This is a genomic window from Halorubrum sp. Atlit-8R, from assembly GCF_003666025.1.
Lineage (GTDB): Archaea > Halobacteriota > Halobacteria > Halobacteriales > Haloferacaceae > Halorubrum > Halorubrum salinarum.
Genome location: NZ_QPLV01000005.1, coordinates 180,479 through 200,357, shown reverse-complemented (window position 1 = coordinate 200,357; position 19,879 = coordinate 180,479). Strand labels below are relative to the sequence as shown.

24 protein-coding genes and 1 tRNA gene are annotated in these 19,879 nt (G+C 72.3%); 14 read left to right on the top strand and 11 right to left on the bottom strand.

The window, feature by feature from the left end; genetic code table 11:
• Positions 1 to 17 precede the first annotated feature (17 nt).
• The 3 genes from DVK05_RS13670 (at position 18) to DVK05_RS13665 (ending at position 2,054) form a co-directional block, all read left to right on the top strand.
• Positions 18 to 1,400 carry a DEAD/DEAH box helicase family protein gene (locus DVK05_RS13670; RefSeq protein ID WP_121564171.1) on the top strand — a complete coding sequence of 461 codons (1,383 nt, stop codon included), beginning with the start codon at positions 18 to 20 and terminating at the stop codon, positions 1,398 to 1,400.
• Between the two features lie 115 nt (positions 1,401 to 1,515).
• Positions 1,516 to 1,665, top strand: a complete 150-nt coding sequence (locus tag DVK05_RS17145) for a hypothetical protein (protein WP_158598864.1) — start codon at positions 1,516 to 1,518, stop codon at positions 1,663 to 1,665.
• Positions 1,662 to 2,054 (top strand): type II toxin-antitoxin system VapC family toxin, encoded by a 393-nt coding sequence (locus DVK05_RS13665; RefSeq protein WP_121564169.1) that lies wholly within the window; start codon positions 1,662 to 1,664, stop codon positions 2,052 to 2,054. Before DVK05_RS17145 ends, DVK05_RS13665 begins: the two co-directional genes overlap by 4 nt.
• A gap of 125 nt (positions 2,055 to 2,179) precedes the next feature.
• Here DVK05_RS13665 and udk read toward each other — a convergent pair whose 3' ends face one another.
• Positions 2,180 to 2,878 carry a uridine kinase gene (gene udk / locus DVK05_RS13660; RefSeq protein ID WP_121564167.1) on the bottom strand — a complete coding sequence of 233 codons (699 nt, stop codon included), beginning with the start codon at positions 2,876 to 2,878 and terminating at the stop codon, positions 2,180 to 2,182.
• Positions 2,879 to 3,078: 200 nt separating this feature from the next.
• Between udk and DVK05_RS13655 the strand changes: the two genes are divergently transcribed.
• The 4 genes from DVK05_RS13655 to DVK05_RS13640 all read left to right on the top strand — a co-directional run bounded on the left by DVK05_RS13655 (position 3,079) and on the right by DVK05_RS13640 (position 4,854).
• Positions 3,079 to 3,801 (top strand): cyclic nucleotide-binding/CBS domain-containing protein, encoded by a 723-nt coding sequence (locus DVK05_RS13655; RefSeq protein WP_121564165.1) that lies wholly within the window; start codon positions 3,079 to 3,081, stop codon positions 3,799 to 3,801.
• Between the two features lie 66 nt (positions 3,802 to 3,867).
• Positions 3,868 to 4,455 (top strand): GNAT family N-acetyltransferase, encoded by a 588-nt coding sequence (locus tag DVK05_RS13650; RefSeq protein ID WP_121564163.1) that lies wholly within the window; start codon positions 3,868 to 3,870, stop codon positions 4,453 to 4,455.
• 61 nt (positions 4,456 to 4,516) lie between these two features.
• Positions 4,517 to 4,590 (top strand) — tRNA-Thr (locus DVK05_RS13645).
• 60 nt (positions 4,591 to 4,650) lie between these two features.
• On the top strand, positions 4,651 to 4,854 hold the full coding sequence (locus DVK05_RS13640; RefSeq protein ID WP_121564161.1) for a hypothetical protein: 204 nt from the start codon (positions 4,651 to 4,653) through the stop codon (positions 4,852 to 4,854).
• Between the two features lie 40 nt (positions 4,855 to 4,894).
• Here the strand turns inward: DVK05_RS13640 and DVK05_RS13635 are convergent, their stop codons facing one another.
• Positions 4,895 to 5,314 (bottom strand): universal stress protein, encoded by a 420-nt coding sequence (locus tag DVK05_RS13635; RefSeq protein ID WP_121564159.1) that lies wholly within the window; start codon positions 5,312 to 5,314, stop codon positions 4,895 to 4,897.
• A gap of 72 nt (positions 5,315 to 5,386) precedes the next feature.
• Positions 5,387 to 5,899, bottom strand: coding sequence for a CinA family protein (locus DVK05_RS13630; protein WP_121564157.1), 513 nt, complete (start codon positions 5,897 to 5,899; stop codon positions 5,387 to 5,389).
• A 60-nt stretch (positions 5,900 to 5,959) separates the two neighbouring features.
• Between DVK05_RS13630 and DVK05_RS13625 the strand changes: the two genes are divergently transcribed.
• The 4 genes from DVK05_RS13625 (at position 5,960) to DVK05_RS13610 (ending at position 8,905) form a co-directional block, all read left to right on the top strand.
• Entirely contained in the window at positions 5,960 to 6,676 is a 717-nt protein-coding gene (locus DVK05_RS13625) for a bifunctional 2-polyprenyl-6-hydroxyphenol methylase/3-demethylubiquinol 3-O-methyltransferase UbiG (protein WP_121564155.1), read from the top strand.
• Positions 6,673 to 7,308, top strand: coding sequence for a hypothetical protein (locus tag DVK05_RS13620; RefSeq protein WP_121564153.1), 636 nt, complete (start codon positions 6,673 to 6,675; stop codon positions 7,306 to 7,308). The genes DVK05_RS13625 and DVK05_RS13620 overlap by 4 nt, the downstream gene beginning before the upstream one ends.
• 68 nt (positions 7,309 to 7,376) lie before the next feature.
• Complete coding sequence (locus tag DVK05_RS13615) at positions 7,377 to 7,652, top strand: hypothetical protein (RefSeq protein ID WP_121564151.1); 276 nt, start codon at positions 7,377 to 7,379, stop codon at positions 7,650 to 7,652.
• Between the two features lie 71 nt (positions 7,653 to 7,723).
• Positions 7,724 to 8,905 carry a PAS domain S-box protein gene (locus DVK05_RS13610; protein WP_121564149.1) on the top strand — a complete coding sequence of 394 codons (1,182 nt, stop codon included), beginning with the start codon at positions 7,724 to 7,726 and terminating at the stop codon, positions 8,903 to 8,905.
• Between the two features lie 42 nt (positions 8,906 to 8,947).
• Here DVK05_RS13610 and DVK05_RS13605 read toward each other — a convergent pair whose 3' ends face one another.
• From DVK05_RS13605 to DVK05_RS13585, 5 genes are all read right to left on the bottom strand, one after another.
• Positions 8,948 to 9,589: a thymidine kinase gene (locus tag DVK05_RS13605; protein ID WP_121564147.1), complete on the bottom strand. Its 642-nt coding sequence runs from the start codon at positions 9,587 to 9,589 to the stop codon at positions 8,948 to 8,950.
• A 91-nt stretch (positions 9,590 to 9,680) separates the two neighbouring features.
• Positions 9,681 to 10,136, bottom strand: coding sequence for a hypothetical protein (locus tag DVK05_RS13600; RefSeq protein WP_121564145.1), 456 nt, complete (start codon positions 10,134 to 10,136; stop codon positions 9,681 to 9,683).
• A 143-nt stretch (positions 10,137 to 10,279) separates the two neighbouring features.
• On the bottom strand, positions 10,280 to 11,344 hold the full coding sequence (locus tag DVK05_RS13595; RefSeq protein ID WP_121564143.1) for an amidohydrolase family protein: 1,065 nt from the start codon (positions 11,342 to 11,344) through the stop codon (positions 10,280 to 10,282).
• Positions 11,345 to 11,399: 55 nt separating this feature from the next.
• Positions 11,400 to 12,176 (bottom strand): class I SAM-dependent methyltransferase, encoded by a 777-nt coding sequence (locus tag DVK05_RS13590; protein WP_121564141.1) that lies wholly within the window; start codon positions 12,174 to 12,176, stop codon positions 11,400 to 11,402.
• A gap of 31 nt (positions 12,177 to 12,207) precedes the next feature.
• Entirely contained in the window at positions 12,208 to 13,470 is a 1,263-nt protein-coding gene (locus DVK05_RS13585; protein WP_121564139.1) for an HD domain-containing protein, read from the bottom strand.
• Between the two features lie 132 nt (positions 13,471 to 13,602).
• On the opposite strand from DVK05_RS13585, the gene DVK05_RS13580 reads away from it, so the two are divergent.
• Positions 13,603 to 14,007 carry a universal stress protein gene (locus tag DVK05_RS13580; protein ID WP_121564137.1) on the top strand — a complete coding sequence of 135 codons (405 nt, stop codon included), beginning with the start codon at positions 13,603 to 13,605 and terminating at the stop codon, positions 14,005 to 14,007.
• A 52-nt stretch (positions 14,008 to 14,059) separates the two neighbouring features.
• On the opposite strand, the gene DVK05_RS13575 is transcribed toward DVK05_RS13580, so the two are convergent.
• The 3 genes from DVK05_RS13575 to DVK05_RS13565 all read right to left on the bottom strand — a co-directional run bounded on the left by DVK05_RS13575 (position 14,060) and on the right by DVK05_RS13565 (position 17,297).
• Positions 14,060 to 15,262: an HD domain-containing protein gene (locus DVK05_RS13575; RefSeq protein ID WP_121564135.1), complete on the bottom strand. Its 1,203-nt coding sequence runs from the start codon at positions 15,260 to 15,262 to the stop codon at positions 14,060 to 14,062.
• Positions 15,263 to 15,326: 64 nt separating this feature from the next.
• Entirely contained in the window at positions 15,327 to 15,881 is a 555-nt protein-coding gene (locus DVK05_RS13570; protein ID WP_121564133.1) for a transcriptional regulator, read from the bottom strand.
• A 105-nt stretch (positions 15,882 to 15,986) separates the two neighbouring features.
• Entirely contained in the window at positions 15,987 to 17,297 is a 1,311-nt protein-coding gene (locus tag DVK05_RS13565; RefSeq protein WP_121564131.1) for a phosphoribosylamine--glycine ligase, read from the bottom strand.
• A 152-nt stretch (positions 17,298 to 17,449) separates the two neighbouring features.
• Here DVK05_RS13565 and DVK05_RS13560 point away from each other — a divergent pair, with 152 nt between their 5' ends.
• Together DVK05_RS13560 and DVK05_RS13555 are read left to right on the top strand one after the other, a co-directional pair.
• Positions 17,450 to 18,256: an alpha/beta fold hydrolase gene (locus tag DVK05_RS13560; protein ID WP_199712334.1), complete on the top strand. Its 807-nt coding sequence runs from the start codon at positions 17,450 to 17,452 to the stop codon at positions 18,254 to 18,256.
• A 1-nt stretch (position 18,257) separates the two neighbouring features.
• Positions 18,258 to 19,856, top strand: coding sequence for an AMP-binding protein (locus DVK05_RS13555; protein ID WP_121564129.1), 1,599 nt, complete (start codon positions 18,258 to 18,260; stop codon positions 19,854 to 19,856).
• Positions 19,857 to 19,879 lie beyond the last annotated feature (23 nt).

The window sequence follows — 19,879 nt, the reverse complement described above, 5'->3', positions numbered from 1 at the left end:
GTCGGCAACTCCGGGCGATGGACGTCCGGCTGACCTACGAGGACGGCACGATCCGGGTCGACGCGGACGCCGACCTCGCGCCCGACGCGCTCCCGCCGCTCCCGGGGGTCGAGACCGACCCCCGGACCGGGACCGGCCGGGCGCCCGCGCACCGCTACGCCGAACTCCGGCGGGCGCTCCAGGTGGCCGGCGTCTCGGTCGACGACCGCGTGCTCGACGCGAGCGACCGCGCCGCGAGCGAGGCGGGGCTGCCGGACGCGCTCGCGACGGACTACGACCTCCGCGAGTACCAGCGCGAGGCGTTGGACGCCTGGCGCGAGGCGGACGACCGCGGCGTGATCGAACTCCCGACCGGGGCGGGCAAGACCGTGATCGCGGTCCGGGCGATGGTCGACCTGGGCGTCCCGACGCTCGTGGTCGTCCCCACCCTCGACCTCCTCGACCAGTGGCAGCGCGAACTCGAACGGGAGTTCGACGCGCCGATCGGCCGGTTCGGCGGCGGCGAGCAGCGCCGGGAGGCGGTCACGGTGTCGACGTACGACTCGGCGTACCTCAAGGCGGACGGCATCGGCGACGCCTTCGAGTTCGTCGTCTTCGACGAGGTCCACCACCTCGGCGGCGAGGGGTACCGCGACGCCGCGCGCCTCCTCGCCGCGCCCGCGCGGCTCGGCCTCACCGCCACCTTCGAGCGCCCGGACGGCGCCCACGAGGTCGTCGCCGACCTGGTCGGCGACCGCGTCTACGCGCTCGACATCGACGACCTCGCGGGCGACCACCTCGCGCCCTACGACATCCGGCGGATCGAGGTGGAGCTGACGGCGGAAGAGCGCGAGCGATACGACGAGAGGCAGGGCACCTTCGTCGAGTACGTGCGCGACGCCGGCATCACGTTTTCGAGCGGCAGCGACTACCAGGAACTCGTCAAGCGCTCCGGCAACGACCCCGCGGCCCGCGAGGCACTGCTCGCGAAGCAGGACGCCCGCGAGATCATGATGAACGCCGACCGCAAGGTCGAGCGGCTCGCCGAGATCCTCGACCGCCACCGCGACGACCGCGTCATCGTGTTCACGGCCCACACCGACCTCGTCTACCGCCTCTCCGAGCGCTTCCTCCTGCCCGCGATCACCGCCGAGACGGGCGCGAAGGAACGACGCGAGATCTTAGAGCGCTTCCGCGACGGCACCTACAGCCGGGTCGTCGCCGCGAACGTCCTCGACGAGGGGGTCGACGTGCCCGACGCCAACGTGGCGGTCCTGCTCTCCGGCTCGGGCAGCGAGCGCGAGTTCACTCAGCGGCTCGGCCGCGTGCTCCGCCCGAAGGAGGACGGCGGTCGGGCGACGCTGTACGAGCTGGTCAGCGCCGAGACCGCCGAGGAGCGGGTGGCGAGCCGGCGGCGATAAGCCGGAACAGTCGGGAGGCGATGGTTAAATTCCTGTGAGCGGCTGCGACGATCGGATATAAACCTCTCTCAGTCTCACAGTGGGATTTATTCGTTCCGGCCGAATTGGGTATCACATGTCGGGTACTGAGTGGCGGCCATCCGACGAAGAAGACGGCCCGGAGGAAAACCTCGGCTTCGGCGACGCGCTGGCGACACTCGCGGTCGAAGACGCTCCGGAGATCGATTCCGTCGAAGCCGTTCGTGAGTCCCGCGAAAACGTATGAAGCTCTTCGTGGATTCGAATATATTCATCGCGATCGTCACCGACGACACCGACCGCTCCGATGTCGCACGCGAACTTCTCAACAGCGAACACGAGTTTTACTCGTCGATCTACAACGTGATGGAGGTACGGAACGTTCTCGCGACGAAGTACCATCTGAAGCGCGATAGGATCGAAGCGGTTGAGCGGACGATACGGACGTATGCCGACCCCGTTTCTCACGGCTCTGTGTTGATTCAGCGGGCAGACGAGATCCAAGAAGAGACGTACACGACGGCGATGGACGCCATCATGCTCGCCGGGGCGGACCATATCGGCGGGACGCTCGTCACGTTCGACGCGGAGCTTCACCGTCACGGCGCGAAGCCGCCCGAAGAGATTCCGAGGTAATCCGTCCCGCAGTTGACGTGGGATTTCAACCGACCCGGTGCGAGATTATAGTGCCGAACGGATCTACAACGGGGATCCACACCGATCCGCCGTCGGTTCCGCTGGCCGCGACCGGTTCGCCATACTTAATCGTCGCCGTCGACGTCGAGCGAGCGCTTCTCGCCGAGCTCCTGTTCGAGGCTGCCGCGCTCCCAACTGCGGACCGCGTCGCCCTCGACTTCGGCGCGGAGCTTCTCCTCTAAGAGGTTCACGGCGACGCTGTTGGCGCCCTCCGGGATGATCACGTCCGCGTGCTTCTTCGAGGGCTCGATGAACTGCTCGTGCATCGGCTTCACCGTCGAGAGGTACTGGTCGATGACGCCCTCCAGGTCGCGGCCGCGCTCGATCACGTCCCGCCGGATGCGGCGCAGGATGCGCACGTCGGCGTCGGTCTCGACGAACAGCCGGAGGTCCATCATGTCGTTTATCTCTTCGTCGTACAGCGCGAGGATGCCTTCCAAGACGATCACGTCCGTCGGCTCGACGGTGACGCGCTCGTCTTTCCGGTTGTGGACCTCGAAGTCGTACTGGGGCATCTCGACGGACTGGCCCTCCAGCAGGGCTTCGAGGTGGTCTCGCAGCAGCTCCCACTCGAACGCCGAGGGGTGGTCGTAGTTGACCTCCTGGCGCTCCTCGAACTCGAGGTGCGAGAGGTCCTCGTAGTAGTTGTCCAGCGGGATCCGGGTGACGCTGTCGCCGAGGTCGCGGGTGACGAGTCGGGAGACCGTCGTCTTCCCGGCGCCCGTCCCGCCCGCGATCCCGATCACGAACGAGGGAATGGCCATATTGCAGTTCGAACGCCGGAGGGTTTGAACGCTCCCTTTCCTCGCCGCGTGCGATCCCCGTCACCGCTGCGCACGCACCGGAGGCCGCCGCGCGTCGCACGTCCGGCGACCGGCGTGGGAACCGATCGCAATGGTACGACCGGCGCGGATAAAACGCTACCGGGGGCACCTTTTAGCCGGTCGGAGCGGATCCGGGTCGTATGCGAACAGACACCACGGTCCGTGACGTGATGCATCGCGAGTTCCTCGGCGTCAGCGAGTCGGACTCGCTCCCGGAGGCGGCCGCGCTGCTGGTCGACGAGGAGACGAACTGCCTGGTCGTCGTGCGCGGCGGCGAGCCGGTCGGACGCCTGGAGTCCCGCGACGCGCTCGACGCGCTGCTGGAGGCGACGACCGGCGGGTCGGACGGCGGTCCGGCCCCCGCCGACCTCACCGTCGGTGACGTGATGGGCCCGCCGCTGCCGGCGGTGGCGCCCGACGACTCGCTGGCGGCCGTCGAGGAGCGCCTCGTCGCGGAGGGGGCGGACCGCGTCGTCGCCGTCGCGGACGGAGAGGCCGTCGGCGTCGTCACGGACGGCGACGCGCTCGCCGCGGGCGCGCCGCGGACGGGCACCGGCGCCGAGGCCTTCGGCGAGGAGCCCGCGGCGAGCGACCCCGGGCCCGACGGAGCGGTGCTGTCGACCGCGGCCGCCGCGGACACCGACGCGGAGCGGCGCGCCGAGGCGACGATGGACCCCGATGCGGCGGAGCGCGCGGCAGTTGCGACGCGGGACGAGACCGCCGACACCGACGGCGGCGCCGACGCGACCGGCAGCGCGAACGGGGGATCGACCCAGGGCGTCTGCGAGAACTGCGGCGCGCTCGTCCCCGACCTCGTCACCGCGAACGGGCAGGCCGTCTGCCCGAACTGCCGCGAGATCTGAGCCCGCGCCGAGGCGAGCGAGCCGCCGGCCGGCAGCCTCAACACGCCGCGAGCCGAAGGCGTGCGCATGGGCGAGTCGGACGCGATGGTCGAGCCGGCGACCGCCGACGACGTCGACGCCGTCACCGACATGTGGGTCTCGCTCGCGGCCGGTCAGCGGGAGCACGGCGCCACGCTCCGCGCCGAGGCGAACCGCGCGACCGTCCGCGAGTGGGTCGCGCAGTCGGTCGTCACGGGCGAGCTGTTCGTCGCTCGCGCTCCGTCCCCCGAAGCGGAGACGGAGGGAGGCGGAGACGGTGACTCCGACCCGGTCGGTTTCGTCGGCTTCTCGCTCGAACGCGGCGACTACGAGCGCGACGCCGTCCGCGGGACCGTCAGCAACCTCTACGTGGTCCCGGAGCGGCGCGGGGAGGGGATCGGCGCGGCGCTGCTCGACGCGGCGGAAAGCGAGCTCGCCGAGGCGGGCGCCGAACACGTGGCGCTGGAGGCGCTCGCCGACAACGACCGCGCCCGGGAGTTCTACGCGGCGCGCGGCTACGGCCTCCACCGGGTCGAACTGACGAAGTCGCTGGGCGACGCCGAGGCCGAATCGACGGACTTCGAGGCCGAGTCGCATGACGGTGAGGGCGCGGACCCGACCGACGAAAGCGGCTGACGCCGGCCGGGTTCGCGGAAAGCGACACGCACTCATAGGAGGACCGAGTACGGCCGCACGCGCCAGGGGAGCATGGGTGGTTCATGCACTCGACTTGTAATCGAGACTTCCGGGGTTCAAATCCCTGCCCTGGCTTCGACCCCGTCGCGACCCTCCGCGGGCATTTCTTAAGTAGCCCCGACGCCCACGTCGGGTATGGACTCGTCGGACCGCGCGCTGCTCGGCGTGGCCGGGATCGTCGGCGCGCTCGTGGTCGCGGTCGCGTTCGCGGGCGGCGTCCTCTTCGGCTTCGGGGAGTCGGCCGCGCGCCCGATCCGGCTCCTCGCGGTCGAGCCCCTCACGTGGATCGTGATCGCCGCGCTGGTCGTCGCGGTCGTCGGAAATGCGTACATCGACTGACTGCGGCCGGGTGCGCGGATCGCGGCTGAACCCCGCCGACTCACCGCACGACCGTGACCGGCACCGGCGACCGCTGGAACACCGTTTTCGCGACGTTGCCGACGAACAGGCGGTCGGCCAGCGACCCGCTGTGGGTGCCCAGCACGACCACGTCGAACTCCTCGGCGCGGTCGATTATCTGCCGCGCGGGGCGGCCCGCCTCCACGGCCGTCTCGACGGTCGCGTCGTACTCGGCCGCGATCTCCCGCGCCCGTTCGAACACCGGCGCGGCGGCCTCGCGGACCCCGTCCTCGCCGTCGTCCGACAGCGCGATCCCCGCGGCCTGTCCCATCATCGGCGACGCGCCGCCGACCACGGTCAGCACGGTTATCTCGGCGTCGGGGTGGCCGTCGAGCGCGTACCGGAGCGCGCGCTCGGAGAGGTCTGAGCCGTCCATCGCCACGAGTACGCGCTCGATCATGCCGGCAGTACGCGCCGTCTCCTGATAAACGCAGGTGGTGACGCGGGTCGGGCGGGCCGACCGGTCGCACCCTCACCCGTCGACGTCCTCGATGACCCGGACGAGGGCGTCGAGCGCCTGCTCGGCGGCGCCCCGCTTCACCGCGTCGCGGTCGCCGTCGAGGACGGCCCGCTCGGTCCGGACGAACGACTCCCCGGTGCCCCAGGGCGCGGCGTGCGCGACGCCGAAGTGGACGAGTCCCACCGGCTTCTCGTCGGTCCCGCCCGTCGGTCCGGCGATGCCGGTCGTCGCGACCGCCCAGTCCGCGTCCGCCCGGTCGCGGGCGCCCGCCGCCATCTCGCGGACGACCGGCTCGCTCACGGCGCCGTGCGCGTCGAGCGACTCGCGGGAGACGCCGAGCAGCTCGCGCTTGGCGTCGTAGGTGTACGTCACGAAGCCGCGGTCGAAGTAGGCGCTCGCGCCCGGGGCGTCCGTCACTCGCGAGCCGACGAGGCCGCCCGTGAGCGACTCCGCGGTCGCGAGCGTCTCGTCGCGGTCGGCGAGGAGCGCGTTCAGGCGCTCGGCGGGGTCTGTCGCGTCGTCCATACGGGCCACTCCGGGCGAGGCGCCCCTGAGGTTTACGCCCCGGCGCGTCGAACGGCGACCGTGACCGACACCGACTGGGACGAGCGCTTCGCGTCGGGGGAGTACCCTCGCGCGCCGGAGCCGTCCCCCGTGCTACGCGCCTACGAGCCGTCGCTGCCCGACGGTCGCGCGCTCGACGTCGCCGCCGGCACCGGCCGCAACGCGGTGTTCCTCGCGGACCGCGGCTACGACGTCGACGCGCTGGACGCCTCGGCGGAGGGGCTCCGGATCGTCCGCGAGCGCGCCGCCGAACGCGGCGTCGCCGACCGGATCGAGACGATAGCGGCGGACGCGACGACGCACGAACTCCCGGAGGAAGCGTACGACCTCGTCACGATGAGCTACTTCCACACCCTCGACCGCTTCGCCGACCTCGTCGCGTCGCTCTCGCCCGGCGGGTACCTCTTCGTCGAGGGCCACCTCCGCTCGGCGGAGCCGTCGCCGTCGGGGCCGAGCGACGACCGCTACCGCTTCGCGGCGAACGAGCTGCTCCGCGCCGGGCTCGGACTGAGCGTGCGCTACTACGACGAAACGACGACGGAGCGCCCCGGCGACCGCCGCCCCGGCGACCGCCGCCGCGCGACGGCGCGGCTGCTGGCGCGGAAGTCGACCGGCGGCCGGCAGTCGTATCCGCCGCGACCCGACGCGCCCGCCCGATGGCCGGGAGACGAACACGACTCAGCCGGCGCAGACGACGCCGCGGGGAACTCCGCGGCCGCGGGCGATCCGGACGCGTGAGCGACGATGACTCCGCGTCGGCCGCGGCCGTCCTCCGGTCGCTCGTGGCACGCGCCGTCGACGCCGACCCCGAGCGCCTCGACGAGCGGGTCGACCTCCTCGAACGCGGGCGCGCATCGGCGGACGACGAGGCGCCCGAGAGCGGATCGCCGGGCGACGGCGCGGTCAGCGGCGACCCCGAGATCCCCGCCGGGCGACTGGCCGACCTCGTCGGCGAGTCCGAAAGCGTCGTCGCCGTCGTCCCGCGGTTCGAGGCCGACCTCGCCCGTCGGCTGAACGCGGCGCTGGCGGCGGGAGGCGACGGAGCCGACGGGGCGACCGACACCGAACCCGACGCGGTCGCGCCGCGAGAGGCCCGCGTCGTGTTCACCGGCGCCGCGGCCGACCGCCTCGCCGGAGCGACGGGGCCGATGGTCCGGCGCGCGCTCGCCGACCGCGGCGTCGACGCGTACCGCCACGACGGCGACTCGCCGGTGGCGGTGGCGCTCGGCGACGACCGCGCCGTCGTCGGACTGGTCGACGACGCGGGGGTCGCCGCCCTGCTGTGGACGGACGACCCCGCGGTCCGCGAGTGGGCGGCCGCGACCTGCCGTCGCTACCTCGACGCGGCCGAACGGGTGACCGGCGACTGATCGGCCGGGACACACCGGACGGGCCGGTCCCCCGGTCCGCTTTTCAGGACCGGCGTCGAAGGGGCGGTATGAAAGCGCTACTGCTGTTGGTGGCCGGAATCGGCGGACTGCTCGAAGCCGTCGCCCCGCGGCGCGCCGTCGCGCTCTGGACGCGCGCGCTCTACCGGAACGCCGGCGAGGCGGAGCCGCGCGAGTGGGTGTACGCGGCCGCGAAGGTCGAGGGAACGCTGGTGGCGGCCGGCGCGCTCGTGGGGCTGTTCCGCCTCGCGACCGCGGAGGACGACGGTGCGGACGGTGGCGACGCGGGCGACGACGCGAACGGCGGCGACGCGGACGAGGCGTGAGCCGGTAGCCCGCCGGCGGCGCGCGCCGGTCGACCCGAACGTATATTTGACCGGTCGCGGTATGAGTTGTCATGTCGAGGCCCTCCTCGGACGCCCGGTCGGCGGACGCGTCGAGCCTCCGCGTGCTCCACGTCGACGACGACCCGGCCTACCTCGACCTGACCGCGACCTACCTCGAACGGATCGACGAGGCGTTCGCGGTGACCTCCGAGACCGACGTGGACGACGCCTTGGAGACGCTCGACGACGAGGCGATCGACTGCGTCGTCTCCGACTACGACATGCCGCAGGCCGACGGCCTGGAACTCCTCCAGCGGGTCCGCGACCGCGGGATCGAGATCCCCTTCGTGCTGTTCACCGGGAAGGGGAGCGAGGAGATAGCGAGCGAGGCCATCTCGGCCGGCGCGACGGACTACATCCAGAAGCGCGGCGGGAACGACCAGTACGAGGTGCTGGCCAACCGGGTCCGCAACGCGGTCGACCAGCACCGGTCTCGGGTCGCGCTCGCCGAGAGCGAAGAGCGGCTCTCGCGGTTCATCGACCAGTCGCCGCTGGGGACGATCGAGTACGACGCCGACTTCCGGATCGTTCGGGCGAACCCCGCCGCGGAGGAGATCCTCGGCTACGACGAGTCGGAGCTCCTCGGCGGGACGTGGCTCCCGTTCGTGCCCGCGTCCGAGCGCCGACACGTCGCCGCGCTCGAACGCGACCTCCTCTCGGACAAGGGCGGGTACCAGAGCGTCAACGAGAACGTCCGCGGCGACGGCGAGCGGATCCGCTGCGCGTGGCACAACCAAGTGGTGACCGACGCCGACGGGGCGGTGATCGGCGTGTTCTCGCAGTTCGAGGACGTGACCGAAGAGACGGCGCGCAAACGCGAGATCGAACGGACGAACGCCGTGCTGTCGACCGCCCTCGACGCGCTCCCCGTGGGGATGCTCGTCGAGGACGCCGACAGGCGGGTGATTCGCGTGAACCAGCGGCTCTTCGACCTGTTCGGCCTCGACGGCGACCCGGAGGACGCCACCGGGCTCGACTGCCGGGAACTCGCCGCCGACCTGAGCGGGGAGTTCGCCGACCCGGGGGAGTTCGTCGCGCGGATCGAGCGCGTCGTCGACGCCGGGGCCCCGGTGAACGACGAGCGGCTGGCGCTCGCCGACGGGACGGCGCTGATCCGGACGTACCGACCGATCGACCTGCCGGGCGGCGACGGGCACCTCTGGGCCTACCGGCGGGCGAAACGCCCGGAGTGAGGCGGCGGGCTGCGTCGTCGGACGCTGGGGCCGGGACCGGGCTCAGTCGTTCGCGGAGTCGGCCTCGGCGCTCTCGAACGGCCGCTCCTCCTCGGGTCGGTCGCCGGTCAGCAGCACGTGGCAGTCGCGACACCGCGCCTCGTAGGACTCCTCGGCGCCGACGAGGATCGTCGGGTCGTCGACGTGGGCGGGCTCGCCCTCGATGAGCCGCTGGTTCCGGGAGGCGGGCTCGCCGCAGACCGAGCAGATCGCTTGGAGCTTGTCGACGTACTCGGCGGTCGCCATGAGCTGCGGGAGCGGGTCGAACGGCTCGCCGCGGAACGTCTGGTCGGTGCCGGAGACGATCACGCGGCTGCCGCGGTCCGCGAGCGCGTTACAGACCTCGACGAGCGCGTCCGAGAAGAAGTTCGCCTCGTCGATCGCGACGACCTCGGCCGGGTCGTCGTCGAGGATGTCGAGGGGACCGTCGCCCTCGTTGTCGACGACGGTCGCCTCCCACTGGCGGCCCGTGTGGCTGCCGATCGTCGCCTCGCCGTAGCGGTCGTCGACCGCGGGCGTGTAGACGGCGACCGACTGCCCGGCGATCTCGGAGCGCCGGAGCCGGCGGAGCAGCTCCTCGGTCTTGCCCGAGAACATCGACCCGGAGATGACCTCGATCCAGCCGGATCGAGTGATGGCGTGCATACCGGATCGGGCCGGAGCCAGCGACAAAACCGTTTCTCTCCGGGCGCGCGGCGCTCGGCGGGACCGGCGCGGGCCCGGCGTCGACGCGGCGTCAGACCGCGGTCGCGACGCCGACGGCGACGGCGGCGACGAGGACGTACGCCGCCGCGGAAGCGGCCCAGTCGCGCCGGATCGGGCCGAGCCGCTGGCGCGGGAGCCCCGAGGCGCGGGGGAGCGGGACGAGCGCGAAGAAGCCGACCATCAGCGCGAACTGTACGACGGCCGCGACCGCCAGCGCGACCGCGACGCCGGCGCCGAGCACGGACTGTACCGCCGAGACGAGGCCGACGAACAGCAGCCCCGAACCGGCCCCGGCGACGTAGTGGACCCACGTCGCCAAGCGCTCGGGGGCGTCGTCGACGGGCGTGTCGGTGAGGACGCTTGCGGCGACCTTCGGCGCCGTCGTCCCCTCGGGGAGCCGCGCCATCACCGGGTCCATCGCGAGCGTCGCGGCGAGTCCGACTACCGGCCCGAGCGCGAGGCCGGCGAGCAGTGAGAGGGTCGTCATAGGAGAGGTCACGGGCGGGAGCGGTTTCACTCCGTCGGCGGGGGAAGGCTGCGGCGGAAAGCGGCGGGGGAAGGCGGCCGAGGAAAGCGGCGAGGGAGGGCGGCGGAAAAAAGCGTCGCGCGGACGTCGCCCGGGCGGGCGACTCAGTCCCCGCGCGGGACGACCGTCTCGCCGCCGATCACGACCCGCGAGACGTCGGCCTGTCCGGCGCGCCTGACGACCGCGCGGACGAGGTCGCGCGCGCCGGCGAGGTTGTCGGAGTCGCCGTCGAGCACGAGCAGGTCGGCGTCGGCGCCGGGCTCGACTACGCCGCGGTTCAGCCCGGCTATCTCGGCGCCGTTGACCGTCGCCATCCGCAGCACCTCGCGGGCGGGGAGGTCGGCGAGCTTCGCCGCGAACTCCATCTCGCGGAACATCGACGGCGAGTCGGTCATCACGTTGTCGGTGCCGAGCGCGACGGTCGTCCGCTCCGCCAGCTCGCGGATCGGCGGCACGCCGACGTTCGTCACGAGGTTCGAGCGCGGGCAGACGACGACCGGGGTCCCGCGGTCGGCGAGGCGTTCGAGGTGGATCGGTTCGGCGTGGACCATGTGGACGAGGAAGTCGGGGTCGAGGTCCATCGCGGGGTTGACGTCGTCGGCGTCGCGCTCGCCGGCGTGGATCCCGAAGGGCTTGCCGGCGTCGCGCGCCGCCGCCCGGACCGCGTCGAAGTCGGCGTCACGGGCGCCCGAAGCGCCGTACCCGTCGGCGACGGAGAGCACGTCGGGGTCGTCGCGGCCGAAGACGACCGGGTCGATCGCGCGCTCGCCGAACGGGACCCCCTCGCCCGCGACCGCGTCGCGGAGCGCGCGCACGCCCTCGACGCCGCCCTCGCGGAACTCCAGGAAAGTCCCGGTTCCCGTCGCCTCCATGTACCGCAGCGTGCGCGCCATCGCGGCGACCTTCTGCTCGCGGTCGGCCGCACGGAGGAGCCGGTGTTTCAGCCCGTCCGGCGGCGCGACCAGCTCGTCGAGCGAGAGGCCCTCGCCCGCCTCCTTGGCGATCGAGTCGCCGACGTGGGTGTGGGCGTTCACGAACGCCGGGAGGATCACCCGGTCGCTCTCGACCGACGCCTCCTCGACCCGGACGATCTCGCCGTCCGCGACGACGACCCGACCCTCGACCGGCTCGAAGTCGCGACCGACCAGGACCGTCCCCTCCAGGTACATACCGGTGGCTCGCCAGCCCGAAGTTAAAACGTCACGGGTGCGGGTTCAGGGGCGGTCACCGCGCGTCGAGCCGCGCCCAGAACCCGAGCGTGTCGGGGAGGAGCGCCCGCGGCTCGGCGGCCGCCGCGGCGTCGCCCTCGCTCGTCGTCTCGCCGCCCTCGGGCTCCGGTTCGACCAGTCGCTCGACGACGAACCCCGCGTCCGTGAGGGCGCGGTGGAGGTCGGAGACGGTGCGGTCGAACGCGACCAGGTCCGCGTCGTACGACTCGTCGATCTCGATCTCGCGGCGCGGCGGCGCGTGGTAGCCGCGGCGCGGCGCGCCGTCGTCCGGGTCGATCAGCTCTCGGAACGGGTGCATCACGGCCAGGTAGAACGTCCCTCCCGGCCGGAGGACGCGGCGCGCCTCGCGCACCGCGGCCTCTACGTCCGCCACCAGCTGGAACGCCGCCTCCGAGAAGGCCAGGTCGAACGCGTCGCTCGCGAGCGGCGCGCGGGTCACGTCGCCCTGAACGAAGCGCGCGTCGGCGCCGTAGTGGTCCCGGAGGCGGCGCGCGTGGCGGAGCTGGTCCTCCGAGATGTCGACGCCGACGACCCGTTCGGCGCCCGCGAGCGCCGTGCCGACGCTCCCCTGCCCGCCGCCGCAGCCCAGCTCGACGACCGCCTCGCCCTCGGCCGACGGCGGGAACTCGGGACCGGTCGCCGCGTGCCCGTCCGGGTCGAACGGCGTCGGGACCGGCGGCGGATAGGTGTCGGTCTCGGCGTTCCACAGCGCCTGAAACGCGTCGCTCCACTCGTTCCAGAGCCGGCGGTTCTCGCGGTGCGCGTCGGTCACGGCGGCTCGTCGCCCGGCGGGCGGATAAACCTCACTCGAACTCGTCGAGCGTCGTCGGCATCGCGCCGCGCACCTCGGTCACGAGCCCGTCGGGGTCGAGGCCGAGCACGTCCGCGGCCGCGCGGCCGACGCGGTCGGTCGCCGGCTCGGGGGCGTACACGCCGAGGCGCCACTGGTTGCGCTGCGCGGTCCGGAGCGCGGAGACGAGCGGCGACTGGCGTTCGAGGCGTCGGATCTCCCCGTTGACGGTGACGCGCGCGGTGGACTCGCGCATCGTCGGCTCCGGGGGCACGTCGAGGATCACGTGGTCGCGGGCGACGCCCGCCTCGGCGGCGATCTCTCGTTCGAGGGCGGTCTCCGCGGCGTGGTCCGCCTCGTGGACGCGGTCGGGGACGTCGTCGTACTCGGCCCACACCGCCAGCTTGTAGAGGTCGCGCTCGTCGTAGCGGCGGGAGAGCTCGGCGGTCGCGCGGCAGTCGCGGATCGCGGCGAGGAAGTCGTGGTCGTCCATCCGGCGCAGCTCGGCGGCCGTCGTCGCGGTCGCGTCGAGCAGTTCGCTCGCTGCGCGGCGCAGCATCGCCTTCGAGATGCGCGCGACGTGGTGGGTGTAGACGACCGGGTTCATCAGCGCGCGGGCCAAAAGCAGGCTCTCGGCGGTCTGGACGTTCCCCTCGTCCAAGACGAGCTCCGGCCCCTCGCGGTCGGCCTCCCCGTCGTCGGCGATCTCGTCGCGCCCGACGAACGTCAGCTCGCGGACGAACCGCTCGGTGTCGATGGTGCCGTACGGGACGCCGGTGTGGTAGGCGTCGCGCACGAGGTAGTCCATGCGGTCCACGTCGAGCTCCCCGGAGACGAGCCCGGCGTACGGCCCCTCGCCGGCGACGATCCCGGCGATCCGGTCCGGGTCGAGGTCGTGGTCGCGCAGCACGTCGCCGACCGCGCCCGTCGCGAGCAGCTCGTCGACGTCGTCGTGGTACTTCCCGGTCCGGCGGTGCGTGAGCGACTCGAGGTTGTGGCTGAACGGCCCGTGCCCCACGTCGTGGAGCATCGCCGCCGCCTCGATACGGTCGGCGCGGGTCCCCTCGATCCCGAGGTGGTCGAGCGCGCGGCTCGCGAGGTGGTAGACGCCGAGGCTGTGCTCGAACCGCGTGTGGTTCGCGGAGGGGTAGACGAGCTGGACCGTCCCGAGCTGTTTGACGTGTCGGAGCCGCTGGACTGCGGGCGTGTCGACGAGGTCCGCGGCGACACCGTCGATCTCGATGTGGTCGTGGACGGTGTCCTTGACCGTGATCATGCGTTCGCCTTCGGCGGCTTCCGATAAAAGGCTGTGAGTCTCCGCGACGCGGTCTCGCCCTCGCCGCGACCCGCTTTCGGTGGCCGCGAATCCGTGGCGCGATTTATTACCCGACCGCACGAACCGTCGCGTATGTACGACGTGTTAGTCGCGGTCGGACTCGACGACGAGCAGCGGACGCGCGCACAGGCCGAAGCCATCGTCGGGCTGCCGGGCGCCCCCGACGAGGTGACCGCACACCTCTGTCACGTCTTCCAGGACAACCCGGAGGGCGCCTCGGTCCACCAGCTCGGGACCGTGCGACGCGCCCGAGAGATCCTCGAAGACGCCGGCGTCAACTGCGTCCACTACGAGGCCAGCGGCGACCCGAGCGAGGAGCTCCTCGCGGCCGCGGACGACGTCGACGCCGACCTCATCTGCGTGTCGGGCCGGAAGCGGAGCCCGGCCGGGAAGGCCGTGTTCGGCAGCACGACGCAGGCGCTGGTGTTGAACGCGGACCGGCCGGTGTTGGCGGTCCCCGGGTCGGGCGGGGAGTGAGGCCGCGGCGGGCGCCGTCGGTCGGGCGCCCCGGCCGCCCCGCGCCCGGCGGTCAGGCGGAGGGCCGCCCGGCGGCCCGGAGTCCGAGCACGTCCCGCGCCGCGTCGGCGACCGGCTCGACGCGCTCGGCCGGGCAGTAGACGCCGAGCGTCCAGCGGCGGCGCTCGGCGGCGCGGAGCCCGGCGACGAGCTCGGAGGCGTCCTCCAGCCGCTGCGGGACGCCGTCGACGACGACGGCGGAGCCGGACTCCTTGAGGGCCGGCCGCGAGGGGATGTCGACGATCACCGCGTCGCGGTCGATCCCGACGGCGTCGGCGATCTCGCGCTCGGCCGCCCGCTCCTCGGCGCGGCCGGCGTCGACCGTCCCCGCTGGGACCTCGTCGATCCCGGACCAGACCGCGCGCTTGTAGAGGTCGCGGCGCTCGATGCGCTCGCCGAGCGCCGGCACCCGGTCACGGAGCTCGACGAGGAGGTCGTGGTCGGCCATCTCGCGGAACGCCTCCACCTCGGTCCCCGTGCGGTCGAGGTAGCGCTCGCAGGCGCGCTCCAGCATCGCGCCGGCGACCCGGGAGACGTGGTGGCGGTAGACGACGGCGTTCATCAGCGACCGCGCGACGAGCAGGCTCTCGGCGGTGGCGACGTTCCCCTCGGCCAAGACGAGGTCGGCGGACTCGCCGGGGCCGTCGCCGCCGATCAGCCGGAGTTCGGTGACGAGCCGGCCCGTGTCGACGGTGCCGTACGGGACGCCGGTGTGGTGGGCGTCGCGCACGAGGTAGTCCATCCGGTCCACGTCGAGCTCTCCGGAGACGAGGGGTCCGAGCGCGCCCTCGCCGTCGATCAGCGCGGCGACGCGCTCGGGGTCGAGCCCGTTCCGTTCGAGGACCTGACACACCTCGCGGTCACCGTCGGTGAGGAGCCACGCGACGTCGTCGTGGTCGCGGCCGGTCGCGCGCCGGATGATCCCCTCGGTCTGGTGGCCGTACGGCCCGTGCCCCACGTCGTGGAGCAGCGCCGCCGCGCGGACGTGCGCCGCGGTGTCGGCGTCGAGGTCGAAGCCCTCGACCGCGCGGCGCGCGAGGTGGTAGACGCCGAGGCTGTGCTCGAACCGCGTGTGGTTCGCGGAGGGGTAGACGAGCCGGACCGTGGACAGCTGTTTGATGTGTCGCAGCCGCTGGAACGCCGGCGTGTCCACGAGGTCGGTCGCGAGGTCGCCGAGCCTGACGTGGCCGTGGACGCTGTCCTTGATGGCCTTCATGCCCGTCCCCTCGTGTCCCGCGCGGTCCGCGGGGTCGACCCGGCGACGGGGGAGACGGCGCGGGTCACTCGTCGACGACGTCGATCCCGAACCGCTCTTCGAGCGCCCGCACGACCGACCCGCCCACGTTGGCGGTCGCGGCGCGCCCGTCCTCGACCGCGAGCAGGTCGTCCTCGTCGACCTCCAGCTCGGCGGCGACCTCCTCGACGGTCAGCCCGGCGTCCTGCCGCGCCTCGGTGACCACGTCGCCGTAGCCGGAGACAAGGTACGGGAGGCGGTCGGCCTCGTAGCTCGTCCCCTCCTCCTCCCAGCGCTTCGAGTCGCCGGCGGCGGAGTCGTACATCTTCGCCTGCTTGCGGGCGAGCTCCTTCTTCCGGCTCTCGGTCGCGCCCGAGCCGGATCCGCCGCCGGCGCCCCCGGGGCTACCGCCGGCGCTCCCGCCGCGGGACCCGCCGCTGGGCGCGTTCCCGGCGTCGTCGTGGGGGCGGCAGTTCGAACACACGAGCAGCTTCGCGCCGGCGACCGTCGCCTTCCGGAGGTCCGCGGTCTCGCGGCCGCAGAGCTCGCACGCGTCGCCGTCGTCGCCGCCGCCGCCGCCGCCCGTCGAATACTTCGGCATATCCCGTGTAGTGGTCCGGACCGTTAAAAAGTCGTGGAGGGCGAGGGCCGCCGCCGGACCGTCGGACCGGCGATCGGTGTCAGCGAGTCCGGCGCCGTTCGAGGCTCACGGTCCGAGGTACCCCCACGCCTGGAGGCGGTCGCCGTCGCCGTCGATCCAGCGCTCGCCGATGTCGTCGCGGTAGTACAGGTTCGGCATCACGATGTCCTCGATCCGGCCGTACGCCTGCTCGCGCGCCGCCCCCATCGTCTCGCCTTTCCCGGTGACGACGATGGGCATCCCGCTCTCGCCGGCGACGCGCCACTGGCCGTCGACCCGCTTCGTGTCCTCTAAGTGGATCCCCTCGCGGTCGTCGGTCTGGAAGACGACGGCCGCGTTCCGCGAGTTCTCGTCGTACGTCTTCTCGTCGTCGAACGGGAACGGCGGGAGGACGACTCGCACGGCGATCTGGTACCCGTTGTGAACCGCTACCTCCGGCTCGTCGCCGTGCGCGAGATCGTAGAAGAACTCCCCGGTGGACGACTCGATCGATTCCTCCTGAAGCGCGATGGTCGGGTACCCGAACCGCGGCGTGAACTCCAGCGGGTAGATGCCGGTCTCGTTGACGATGCAGTTGATGTCGATGCTCCCGACGTACCCCTCGTCGGCGAGCCACCCCTCCATCTTCCCGATGGTCTCCTCGAAGAGTCGGTTCTGTCCCGCCCAGAACATGGAGGTACCCATCTCCCCGGTCGAGGGGCCGATGTTGCCGGGGAACAGCTTCTTGTGCTCGAAGTTGAAGTTGACCCGGTCGATGAACTCGCTCCCGTCGAAGAACCCGCAGATCGCGACTTCGACGCCCTCGACCTTCCGCTGGAGCTGGAACCCCTTCATCCGGTGCCCCCACGCCTTCTTGTACGCCGTCAACACGTCCACGACGTCGCTCCCGTCGTCCTCGCTCCCGACGTACAGCAGGCGCTTGACGTTCTGGACCTCGCCGAGCGGTTTGATCACGTACGGGGCGGGATGCTCCCGGACGTGCCGTATCCCCGCGTCGAAGCTGTCGAAGACGTGGTGCTCGACGGTGTTCACGCCGTTCTCTTCGAGGACCTCCATCGCGTAGCCGCGGTCCTCTTCGAGGCGGTCGGTGTTCGGCGTCCCGCCGACGACGGCCTTCCCGCGCTCGCGGAGGTCCGCGGCCAGTTCGCCCGTGCCGACGTCGGAACCGACCCAGATGTCGTCGAAGACGACGACGTCCGCCCACTCCACGTCCGCGCGCCAGTCGTCCGTCTTCGGGACGAACCCGTCGCCGATCTCGCGGTCGCTCTCGGCTTCGACGTAGTACTTCACGCCGTGGCCCTCGCGGTGGACCTGCCAAGCCAGGTCGGTTATCAGCGCCGCGTCGGCCGAGACGAAGAGGAAGTTGGCGGTATCCATGCGGGGCGGTCATCCCCGACCGACTTGAGTGTGTGCCCGCGCGCTTCGGGGGTCCCGAGACAGCGGCGAATCGGCGAAAAACGCCCGCTTCGGCGGGGGTGGTTGAAACGTTAACGCCCGGATTGATGAAGGACCCCGTGGTCGTTCCTGCTATGCCAAGCGTGACACGGGACGGCGTGGCGATCGACTACGCCGTCGACGGGGACCCCGACGGACCGACCGTGCTACTCTTAGAGGGCCTCGGGTACGGCCGGTGGATGTGGCGGTGGCTCGCCGAGGCGTTGGCGGACGACTACGAGGTGCTCCGTCCGGACAACCGCGGCACCGGGGACTCCGACGTGCCCGAGGGGCCGTACACGGTCGCCGAGATGGCGGCCGACGCGGCCGCGGTCCTCGACGACCGCGGCGTCGACGCGGCCCACGTCTGCGGCGCGTCGATGGGCGGGATGATCGCGCAGGAGCTGGCGCTCGCCGACGACCGGGTCGCGTCGCTGACGCTGCTGTGTACGTCGCCCGGCGGCGACGAGGCGACCCCGACGCCGCCGGCGGTTCAAGAGCACATCTTCTCGGCGCCCGAGGACACCGACCCTCGCGAGCGGGTCCGCTACCTGATGGAGCCGGCCGTCTCGGACGGGTTCTACGAGCGCGAGCCCGAACTCGTCGACCGGATCGTCGACTGGCGGCTCGCGGGCGACGCGACGCCGACGGGCCGGGAGGCGCAGGCGGCCGCGGTGGCGGCGTTCGACGCGAGCGACCGGCTCGGCGACCTGTCCGTGCCGACGCTCGTCCTCCACGGGACCGCGGACCGCGTCCTCCCGGTCGAGAACGCCGACCTCCTGGCGGAGCTGATCCCGCACGCCGAGGTCGAGCGGTTCGAGGGCGGCCCGCACCTCTTCTTCGTCGAGGAGCGCGAGCGCGTCAACGAGCGAGTCCGGTCCTTCCTCGGCGGGGTCGCCTGAGATGGCGACCGGAGACGACCCGCAGGGCGACGACCGCGCGGCAGGGGGCGGCGGCGACCCGCGACCGCACCCGCACGGCGACCGGGCGTACGAGTGGGTCGGCTCCCTGTCGGCGCGGCGCGCGCGGCTCTCGCCGGACCGCGTTGCGGTCACCGACACGGCCGCCAACGCCGAGTACACGTACGCCGAACTGGACGAGCGCGCCAACCGCACCGCCCGGTTCCTCCGCGGGGTCGGCGTCGAGGCGGGTGACCGCGTCGCCGTCGTCTCGCGGAACCGCGTCGAGCTGGTCGACCTGTTCTTCGCGACCGGCAAGACCGGCGCCGTCCTCGCGCCGCTCTCGCACCGGCTCGCGGAGCGCGACCTCTCGGCGGTGTTGGGGACGGTCGACCCCGAACTCCTCCTCGTGGAGACCCCGTTCGAGGGCGACGTCATCGACGCCTTGGAGCGCGCCGACGTCGAGCCGGCCGTCAGGTCGATCCCGACCGACGGCGACGACGCGTGGCGGTCGTACACGCGGGACCTGCCCGCGGACGGGTCGCCGGTCGAGACCGCGGACGTGTCGCTCGCGGACCCGCACCTCTTCTTGCACACCGGCGGCTCGACCGGGACGCCGAAGGAGACGGTGATCAGCCACGGCGCGATGCGCTGGAACGCGTTCAACACGATCACGGCGTGGGGGCTCCGCGAGGACGACGTGACGCCGATGGTGTTCCCGATGTTCCACACCGGCGGGTGGAACGTCCTTACCGTCCCCTTCTTCCAGATGGGCGGGCGCATCCTGCTGAGTCCGGAGGTTGACCCCGGCCGCGTGCTGCGGGACGTGGAGCGCGAGTCGGCGACGACGCTGGTCGCGGTGCCGGCCGTGTTGCGGATGATGGCCCGCCACGACGAGTTCGAGGACACCGACCTCTCCTCGCTCCGCTTCGTGAAGAGCGGCGGCGGGCCCTGTCGGGAGAGCGTCATCGCGGCGTGGCGCGACCGCGGCGTCGAGATATCGCAGGGGTACGGGCTCACCGAGTGCGGGCCGAACAACTTCGCGATGCCCGACGGGTTCCCGCAGGAGAAGACCGCCAGCGTGGGCGTGCCGGCGCTCGCGGTCGACGCGCGCGTCGTCGACGAGGACGGGCCCGTCCCCGACGGGACGGTCGGGGAACTCGAACTGGCGGGCCCGGCCGCGGCCGACCGCTACTGGAACGAGCCGGCGGAGACGGCCGAGACGTTCGGCGACTGGGTGTCGACCGGCGACCTCGCGCGCGTCGACGAGGACGGCTACTACCACATCGAGGGGCGCAAGAAGAACATGTTCGTCTCCGGCGGCGAGAACGTCTACCCGCCCCGCGTCGAGGACGCGCTCACCGATCACCCGGGGATCGAGGAGGCGGTCGTGATCGGCGTCCCGAGCGACCGGTGGGGGACGGTCGGGAAGGCGATCCTCGTCGGCGACGAGTCGCTCACGCTCGGCGACGTGGAGTCGCACCTCGCCTCGCGGGTCGCCCGGTACGCGGTGCCGAAGGAGCTGGCCTTCGTCGATGAGATGCCGACCTCGGGGCCCTCGAAGATCGACCGCGCGGCGCTGAAAGAGCGGTTCGGTGGCTGACGGCGCCGTAACCCACAGGAACA